The organism is Streptomyces aureocirculatus, assembly GCF_000720475.1.
Classification (GTDB): domain Bacteria; phylum Actinomycetota; class Actinomycetes; order Streptomycetales; family Streptomycetaceae; genus Streptomyces; species Streptomyces aureocirculatus.
The window spans coordinates 1-7,097 of the sequence record NZ_JOAP01000103.1 but is presented as its reverse complement, the minus strand read 5'-3'; the positions used below and the strand labels follow the sequence as shown (position 1 = coordinate 7,097).

The window sequence follows — 7,097 nt, the reverse complement described above, 5'->3', positions numbered from 1 at the left end:
GTGTGGAGGCGGGCGGCGACGAGGGCGGGTTTGGGGCCGCCGAGGGGGCTGGTGTTGGGCATGAATTTTTGGGCGCCGGGGGGGGGGGGGTGGGGGGGGGGGGGGGGGGGGGGAGGGGGAGGTGGTGGAAGGAGGTGAGGCTGTGGTCGATGGTGGGGCCGGTGCGGGTGGGGAGGGTGTGGGTGGTGATGTGGGGGTGGGGGTGGTGGTGGTTGGTGAGGGGGACGAGGAAGAGGTGGACGCCGTGGTCGTGGCCGTGGGTGTGGAGGCGGGCGGCGACGAGGGCGGTTTTGGGGCCGCCGAGGGGGCTGGTGTTGGGCATGAATTTTTGGGCGCCGGGGTGGGGGGTGTGGAGGGTGAAGCCGCCGGTTTGGGGGTTGTAGGTGGCGGTGGTCTGGAGGTTGGCGGCGTCGTTGCCGTGTTCGAGTTCGGTGCAGAGGAACGTTCCTGTTTGTTCGAGGCGGAGGTAGGGGGTGAGGTCGTGGGTGTGGGGGGTTTCCTGCCTGTCCTGCCTGTCCTGCCTGTCCTGGTGGTTCCGGTGTTCTCCGCCGTCCCTGCCGTTCCCGCTGTTCCTGCCGTCCTCGTTGTCCCTGCCGTTCCTGTCGTTCCTGTCGTTCCTGTCGTTCCTGTCGTTCTCGTTGTTCCCGTTGTTCCTGTCGTTCCGGCCTTCCTCGTTCCTGCCGTCCGTGTTGTTTCTGTTGGGTTCGCTGTTTCTGTTGTCTGTGTTGTTTTCGTTGTTGCTGTGGTTTGTGTCGTGGTTGTTGTCGGTGCTGTTGCTGTTGCTGTTGCTGTTGTTGGTGGTGTCAGTGAGGGTGGGGGTGTGGTTGTGGTCGAGGAGGGTGCCGAGGAAGAGGTTGTAGTGGATGCTGGCGAGGGAGGTGAGGCCGCCGTCGACGGGGCCGAGCCATTCGTGCATGGCGGCGAGGCGTTGGGGGTCTTGGGCGAGGGTGTGGGGGTGGGGGCCGGCGGTGTTGTTGACGTGGTGGAGGCGTTGGTAGGAGCGGGTGATTTGTTGGGTGGGGGTGAGGTTGTGTTGGGGGCGGAATTCGTCGGTGGAGATGAGGTTGCGCCAGGGGGTGTGGAGGCGGTCGATGTCGTCGCCGTCGTAGAGGAGGCGGGTGAGTTCGTTGATGGTGGCGGTGGTTTCGGGGTCCTGGTCGAGGTCCCCGGCACCGGCACCGGCACCTGCATCTGTACCGGGGTCGGGGTCGGTACTGGCGCCGGGGTTGGTTCCGGTGCTGTCGCCCGTGAGGTGGTGGCCTGTGCCGGTGGTGCCGTCCTCGGTGGTGCCGTGACCGGTGGTGCTGTGACCGGTGGGGTCTGAGGTCGTGGTGCCGGTGCCTGCGGTGCCTGCGGTGCCTGCGGTGCCTGCGGTGCCTGCGGTGCCTGCGGTGCCTGTGGTGTGTGTGGTGCCTGCGGTGTTGTGAGTACCCGCGGTGCCCGCGGTGCCCGTGTCCGCGGTGTTGTGAGTACCCGCGGTGCCCGCGGTGCCCGCGGTGCCCGTGTCCGTGCCTGTGGTGGGGCTGGTGTTTGTGGTGGGTTGGGTTCCGGGTTCGGTGTCCGGGGTGGTGTCCGGTCCGGGTGGTGTGGTGTCTGGGGTGTGGGGAGCGGGGGTGTTCCGCTCTGCCGTGTCGCGGTTGTGCTGGGCGTGGTTCTTTACGGTCAGCAGGGTCATGGACCTCTCCCGTACGGACGCCGAGTCGAAGGGATGGTGCGACGGTGCGGAGACCAAAGATACGGACCCCCCGGTTTCTTGTAAAACGTTTCGGGCGGTCATTTCGGAGCAGCTTTCATCGCCAAACCGGTAGTTTCCAGGGCGAGTTGGGGCCCGGATGGAGGGTGCTGCCGGGTGAGGAAGCAGGCAGGGCCGGGGGTCCGGGCCGGGAAACGGTGATCACAGACCGTTGCAAAACCGCTTGCCTGGTTTTATTATGGGGTGTGTTGGCTCCTGTTCTCTGCCTCAAGGCGGGGGGTGGGGGGTGGGGGGCATGCATCACCGGTCTGCTCTCCTGGCGGGCCGTCCGGTCCCGTGTCCGGGCCCGTGGTTGTGCTGCGGGCGCAGTTCCGGCTCCGGCCGTAGTGCAGGCGGTTCGGGCTGCGGCTTCGGCTTCGGTCCGGGTGGTCCGGGCTTCGGCTCAGGCTGTGGCTGTGGCTGTGGCTGTGGTTCGGGCTGTGCTGTGGCTGGGGTTGTGGCCGGGGGTGGTGTGTGTGGTGGTCTTGTGGTCTGTGTTCTGCCCTTTGGGTGGGGTGCGGGGTTGTGGGGCTGCCCGTCCTGGTCCGTGCAGCGGGGGTTGCGGAGGTGCGCCTGTGGCGCGGCAAGAGAGAGCGATTCGTACGCGGAAGGCGATTCTCGCGGCGGCGGCCGAGGTCTTTGACGATGTCGGGTACGAGGCGGCGACGATCTCGGAGATCCTGAAGAGGTCGGGGCTGACCAAGGGCGCGCTGTATTTCCACTTCGCCTCGAAGGAGGAGCTGGCGCAGGGTGTGCTGGATGCGCAGGTGGGCGGGTTGCCTGCGGTGCCGGTGCATGAGCTGCATCTGCAGATGTCCATCGATGAGGCGGTGCTTTTGGCGCGGCTGCTGCAAAAGGGCACCGGGGATCCGATCGTGCAGGGCAGTATGCGTCTGACGGTGGAGCAGGGCGGGCCCAGGGATCTGCTGGACCGGCGGGTGCCGGTCGAGGGCTGGCTGGAGCACACCGGTGAGCTGTTTGAGAAGGCGAAGACGGCCGGGGAGATCCTGCCGCATGTCGATCTGGCGCGGGTGGTGAAGGTGTTCGTGGCGGCGTTCACCGGGGTGCAGGTCCTGTCGGGGATTTTGACGGGCCGTGATGATCTGCAGGAGCGGGTTCTGGACTTCTACTCCTATCTGATGTCGGCGATCGCCTCCCCGGCGGTGCTGGCCCGCCTGGACTTCTCCCTCCAGCGCGGGGAGTGGGTGTATGAGGAGGCGATGAGACAGCACCGGGCACAGGAGGACGCCGCCCCCCAGCCCTGACCCCGCCCCCGGCACCCGCCACGGCCCCGACAGCCCCGGCCACGGCCCGGGCTTCGGCCTGGGCCACGGCCACGGCCCCGGCCCCGGCTTGGGTCACGGCCCGGCACTGGCTCCGGCCCGGCCCGGCCTGGGCTGCGGCCCGGCCTGGGCCCGGCTTGGGCTGCGGCCCCGGGCTCGGTCCGGCTTGGGTTGCGGCCCGGTCCTCTGCCTGTCCCTTCCGGGCCGGGTCTGGCCCCCCTCGCGGGCCGCAGGGGCCCGGCGGCTTCCACCGCCCCCCTCGGGGGGGCAGGTCTTCCCCCGGTGTGCGGGGCGGGGAGGAGGGGGGTGGTTGCCGGCCGGTCCCGGTGCTCTCTTCATTTCTCCCGTGCAGGTGTGGGAGGTCAAGTCCGGTCCGGGACCGGCTTTTTGGGCACGGGCTGTGTGGTGCGGCGGTACCGCCCCCCCGGGGGGTGTGCCGTGAAAACCCTCCCCCTCCGGGGGCTGCGGGCCGTCCTCATGGCCTGTGGCCCTTCGCCCCCCCCGGGGGGTGTGGGTGGCGGGTTGGCCCGGGGGCGGCGGGGTGTTCGCCAGTGCCGGGCACGTGGTGTGCCCGGGGGTCTGGACGCAAGGGGAGCAGGCCCGGTCCGGCACCGCAGTGCGCAGTCACGTGCCACGCCGGGCCGGGGCGGGTGGCGGCGGGCCGGGCGGCCGGTGGCAGGGAGTAGGGGGGCATGGCTTGTGCTGGGAGGCGTGGTGCAGGTGCCGTCTGCGGCGGGGGGGGGCCCGGCACCCCCCGGGGGGGGGGGGGGGCCCCCCCCCCGCCGGCGGGCGCCCGGCAGCAGGCGCCCGCCTTCCTGCCCGGGGACAGTCCGTGGCCGGGTACACCCCCCAGGCGGCGGTGGGGCGGTGTGTGCTCCGCTGTGCCCGGTGCCCGGTGCCCGGTGCCCGGTGCCCGGTGCCCGGTGCCCGGTGCCCGGTGCCCGGTGCCCGGTGCGGGGCGGTCGTGTTCTGTCCGGTGCCCCGGTGGGTGGGGGCGGGCTGTGTGGTGCGGACTGCGGTGGGGGCGGAGTGTGTGGTGCGGTGAGCAGCTTCATGTACCACCCGACGGCGTGTGCTTCCCGTGCAACTGTGCGGCGTGGACGCGGGATCGTCTGCTGCGGCAAGGCGGCACGGCGGCAAGACAGTACGGCTGCACGGCGGCAAGGCGGCAAGACAGTACGGCTGCACGGCTGCAAGGCGGCAAGACAGTACGGCTGCACGGCTGCACGGCGGCCTGGTGCCGTGCGGTGCGGTGAGCGCCTGCGGCAGGTGCCGGCCGTGCGGCGGGGTCTGCGCGTGGCCGTGTGGCGGTACTGCCTGCGGGGGCGGGCACCGTGCCCGGCACCCGGCGCGTGCCCGGCGCCCCGTGCGTGCCCGGCGCCCGGTGCGTGCGCGGTGCGGGGTGTGGGGTTCGGGGTGCGTGCCCGGCGTCCAGTGTGCGGGGGGTGCGGGGTGTGGCGGCGGGGTTGGTTCCGGCTTGTGCGGCGCGGTTGTTGTGTGCCGTGCAGTGGTCAGTGGTTCTCGTCCGGGCCCGTCCGGGGCGGGGTTTGTGTGCTGCCGGGCGGGGCGCGGTTTCGTGTGATGCCCGGTGTCGGTGTCGGTGTCGAGTGGATGGAGTGTGCTGATGGAGATGGCTGCGTGTCCGTATGCGCTGGATACCCGGGGGCGGCATCATGCCGGTCAGGCGGCGTGGCTGCGGGAGCAGGGGCCGGCGGTGGCGGTGCTGCTGCCGGGCGGGGTGCCGGCGTGGGCGGTGGTCAAGGCGCGTTATGTCAAGCAGTTACTGGCCGATCCGCGGGTCTCGCGGGATCCGCGCCGGCACTGGCCGGAGTTCATCGAGGGCCGGATCACCGAGCAGTGGCCGCTGTACACGTGGGTGCACAACGAGAACATGCTCACCGCCTACGGGCCCGAGCACCGCAGGCTGCGGCGCCTTGCGGCGGGAGCGTTCACCGCGCGCCGCACCGCCGCTCTGCGCCCGGGGGTGCAGCGGTGCGCCGCGGATCTGCTGGAGGGGCTGGCCGGCCTTGCGGCGGGGCAGGTGGTGGATCTGCGGGCCGCTTACGCCGATCTGCTGCCCACCCGGATCATCTGCGAGCTGTTCGGGGTGGCGCCCCAGGCGCGTGATGAGCTGTGCGCGGTGGTGCACACCGTCTTCGACACCACCGCCGGCGCTGCGGAGATGGCAGCGGCCAACGAACGCGCCTTTGAGATGATGGCCGAGCTGGTCGCCCTCAAGCGGCGCACGCCGGGCAAGGATCTGACCACCTCCCTGATCCAGGCCCGCGACCAGGGCGAGAAACTCAGCGAGCAGGAACTCCTTGGCACCTTGTATCTGCTCATCGCCGCCGGGCACGACACGGCCGCCACCCTGATCGTGAACGCGGCCGCCGCTTTGCTGGCCGACCCCGCCCAACTGGAACACGTGCGGCGCGGGCGGGCGCGGTGGGCCGATGTGGTCGCCGAGACCATGCGCACCCGCAACCCGGCCGCCTACCCGCCCATGCGCTTTGCCGTAAAAGACATCGAACTCGACGGCATCACCATCAGACAGGGCGATGCCATCCTGGTCTCCTTCGCCGCCGCCGGCCTGGACCCCGACGACGTCGGCCAGGACGCCGCCGTCTTCGACGTACGGCGCACCGACCGGGGCGAGGAACTGGGCTTCGGCTACGGCGTGCACCGCTGCCTGGGCGCCCCGCTGGCCCAGCTCGAAGGCGAAGTCGCCCTGTCCGCCCTGTTCGAGCGCTTCCCCGACATCCGCCTGGCCCAACCGGCCCACACCCTCAAACCGGTGGAGTCCTTCATCATCAACGGCTACGCCACCCTGCCCGTCACCCTCCACCCCTGACCCCCACCCCCACCACACCCCCTCGCCCCCCGCCCAGAACGGACAGCGCCAGCCCCCAAGCCCCCGGCCCGGCCGCTGCGCCCGGCACACACCCCCAGGCCGCAGAACCCGAACCCACCCCGGCCCCGGGCAGGCACCCCCCGCACCCCTTACGGCAGAGCCCTGCAGCCACCCCGGCCGCAGGGCTCTCCCACACCCCCGCCCGCCGCTACCCCGCCCCGGCCGCCGCTGCCGCCGCCGGGAACGGGAACGGGAACGGGCACGGGCACGGGGCGGGGGCAGGAGGTGGCGGGTTTCCGGGCGGGGCTGCGAGGCGGATACGAGCGGTTCTCAAGCGGTACGGGAGACCGTGATCGTCCAAGAGCCAAGAGCCAAGAGCCAAGAGCCAAGAGCCAAGAGCCAAGAGCCAAGAGCCAAGAGCCAAGGACCAAGCGGGCCGAGGACCAAGCGGACCGAGGACCAAGCGGACCGAGGACCAAGCGGACCGAGGGCCAAGCGGACCAGGGGCCAGGGGTCATGGGTCAGGGCCGAAGGGCCCGTGGCTGAGGGGCCCGTGGCCGAAGGGCCCGTGGCCGAAGGGTCCGTGGCTGAGGGGCCCGTGGGCCGGGCCGAGGGGTGAGGGAGGGCAGCCGTGGAGGGTGTGGCGGGCGCGGATCTGATCCGTATCACGCGGGGCCGGGCCAGCGCGGAGGAGCTGGCGGCGGTGGTGGTCACGCTGCTGTCGCTGGCGGCCGCGGCCGCCAGGGAGGCGGACCGGGGCGGGGGGCAGGGCCGGGAATCGGTCAACGGCCACGCCCGTGTGCTGGGACGCGGGCGCTGGCGTGCACCGGCCTACAGGGCCCCCGAAAGCTGGCGGCAGGCGTCCTGAGAGCGGTCTCGGGCGGGGGGCGGTGACCAGCCATCCCCCCACATCACACACGGAAACCGCACAGGCGGTTTGTTAGGATTCTGCTGGTGGTGTCTGCCGGGGGCTCGCCCTTGGGGCACGCGCAGGAAGGGGAAGGGCCATGACGACGGTGCTGGAGAGCGCCGCGCCTGAGGCGCGGCCGGCCGCTGACGCGCGCGGCAGGGCGGTGGAGCTGGGTGTCCTGCGGGCGCAGGCCCTTGCCGGACCCGGCGAGAAGGCGACCCAGGCGCAGCACGCCAAGGGCAAGCTGACGGCCCGCGAGCGGATCGCGCTGCTGCTGGACGAGGGTTCGTTCCAGGAGGTCGAGCAGTTGCGCAGGCACCG

General features: G+C 71.6%; 4 protein-coding genes and 1 pseudogene. 4 read left to right on the top strand and 1 reads right to left on the bottom strand.

The genetic code is table 11. The annotated features are described in order from the left end of the window. Positions 1 to 1,675: pseudogene (locus IG78_RS49940) on the bottom strand (hypothetical protein); the annotation flags it as partial. Positions 1,676 to 2,307: 632 nt separating this feature from the next. On the opposite strand from IG78_RS49940, the gene IG78_RS0140440 reads away from it, so the two are divergent. The 4 genes from IG78_RS0140440 to IG78_RS43500 all read left to right on the top strand — a co-directional run. Next, positions 2,308 to 2,997, top strand: coding sequence for a ScbR family autoregulator-binding transcription factor (locus tag IG78_RS0140440; RefSeq protein WP_030574553.1), 690 nt, complete (start codon positions 2,308 to 2,310; stop codon positions 2,995 to 2,997). A gap of 1,642 nt (positions 2,998 to 4,639) precedes the next feature. Next, entirely contained in the window at positions 4,640 to 5,866 is a 1,227-nt protein-coding gene (locus tag IG78_RS0140435) for a cytochrome P450 family protein (protein WP_030574550.1), read from the top strand. A 631-nt stretch (positions 5,867 to 6,497) separates the two neighbouring features. Then, positions 6,498 to 6,734, top strand: coding sequence for an acyl-CoA carboxylase epsilon subunit (locus IG78_RS0140430; protein ID WP_030574547.1), 237 nt, complete (start codon positions 6,498 to 6,500; stop codon positions 6,732 to 6,734). Between the two features lie 139 nt (positions 6,735 to 6,873). Then, on the top strand, positions 6,874 to 7,097 hold a 224-nt coding region (locus tag IG78_RS43500; RefSeq protein ID WP_037687746.1), incomplete at its 3' end, for a carboxyl transferase domain-containing protein.